Here is a 1,476-nt window from a genome sequence, read left to right as displayed (position 1 = left end):
GGCGGTTCGTTGTTTTTTATCGTCAAAGTTATTCGTCATTTAGTGAGTTAATTCCTTGTTCTTTAAGTTTTGCTAATGCGTCTTTCATTGCTTTAACTTGTTCTGGTGGGTGTCCTTGCCAATTGGTAACTTCACCAACTATTTTAAACGGACTTGTTGAACGATAAGATTTTGTTGGGTTGCCTGGAAACTTTTTGTCCGTCAAGTCAGGGTCGTCTTCAATTGGTCCTGTTGGTTCAACTAGATAAATTCTTTCTCGTTCTTCACCAAATGCAAGTTCAGCACCCCAAATTGCAGCGTCCAATGTCGCGGAAAGGAAAATATATTTTGCATTTTTTCTTTGTCCGTAATTAGAGTTGAAACCAACTTCGATAAACTCACCAACTTTCAAGTCAGACCTTGTCCCGTGAAAATAAGTCTGTGCGAAAGGTGTCGCGCCGTGTCCGTTTGATTTTTGGTTGCTGTTAGTTTTTTCCATTGTCAAAATTTATTTTTAGATGTTTCTATGTCTGTTTATTGTCCCGGTGTTGCTGTTTCACGTATTTCTACACATGTATTTTGTCCGTTTAAGATTGGACATTTCTTTGCAATTTTTGTCGCTTCGTCAATGTTTTTTGCTAATACAATGATGTAACCCGCAATGGAATTGTTGTCGGCAATGTGTGGCGTTTCAACTACTTCGTTGTTTGGTTTTAGAACTCGTCCTTGTCGTGAAAAATGGTTTCCACCGTCTGCAAGTTGGTCATTGTCGGCTATTTCGTTTATCCAACTTATCCATTGTTGCATATAGGTTTCCATTTGCTTTGGCGTTGGTTGTGCTTCTGCGTTTGTGATGTCCATTCGGAACAGTAATACAAATTCTTTCATTTTATTTTAGTTATCAGTCTGTTTAGTCAAAATTGTTTTAGCGTTTGCCTTTTTGTTGTTTTCAATCACTCTAAATTTTACAATTCTTTCAATCAATTTGTATGGAATTGGTTTGTCAAGCGGAAACTGGACCGAACCTTTTCCTTGTTTATATTTTGAAAGTTCGTCTTGAAATTCGCTATGTCCTGAAGGTGTTGCGTAAAACCCAATATGATTTTTGAAAGCTGCAAAATAGACCAATGGTTTTTTGTTGAGTTTATATGCTGGCATTCCGTAAGCAAAAAGTTCGTCTGCGTTAGGTGCGTTGTCATTTATTAACTTCCTAATGTTTTGCAAAGTTTCCTGAACGTTATCGGGAAACTGCTTTATGTATGCTTCAATTTCATTCATAATTATCTCAATGCTGTGTCGTCCGTTACAATGACCGCTAACGGAAAAAGTATTTGCGAAGGGCGGGCTAAATTGGACGAAAAGTTCAATTTCGACCGAACGAAGCAAATTGCTTTTTCAGATTGTTAAATTACAAAAAAATACAATATGAAAAGCAAGTTGCGACTAAATGCAACAAATCTTTCTACTTGGTTTCAACCCCGCCTTTTGCAAATACTA

At 37.2% G+C, this 1,476-nt stretch carries 3 protein-coding genes; all 3 read right to left on the bottom strand.

Annotated elements, in window-relative coordinates; all coding sequences use genetic code 11:
* Nucleotides 1–28 precede the first annotated feature (28 nt).
* The 3 genes from arr to QWT87_RS20980 are packed head-to-tail and all read right to left on the bottom strand — an operon-like array spanning nt 29 to nt 1,257.
* On the bottom strand, nt 29–478 hold the full coding sequence (arr, locus tag QWT87_RS20990) for an NAD(+)--rifampin ADP-ribosyltransferase (protein WP_058878817.1): 450 nt from the start codon (nt 476–478) through the stop codon (nt 29–31).
* Between the two features lie 35 nt (nt 479–513).
* Nucleotides 514–867, bottom strand: a complete 354-nt coding sequence (locus QWT87_RS20985) for a YciI family protein (protein ID WP_058878816.1) — start codon at nt 865–867, stop codon at nt 514–516.
* 6 nt (nt 868–873) lie between these two features.
* Nucleotides 874–1,257 carry an iron chaperone gene (locus QWT87_RS20980; protein ID WP_058878815.1) on the bottom strand — a complete coding sequence of 128 codons (384 nt, stop codon included), beginning with the start codon at nt 1,255–1,257 and terminating at the stop codon, nt 874–876.
* Between the last annotated feature and the right edge of the window lie 219 nt (nt 1,258–1,476).

It is taken from the genome of Chryseobacterium urinae (assembly GCF_030518295.1).
GTDB classification, from domain to species: Bacteria; Bacteroidota; Bacteroidia; order Flavobacteriales; family Weeksellaceae; genus Chryseobacterium; species Chryseobacterium mucoviscidosis.
Note: the sequence above shows the minus strand (reverse complement) of the source record. Positions and strands in the feature narration are given on the sequence as shown.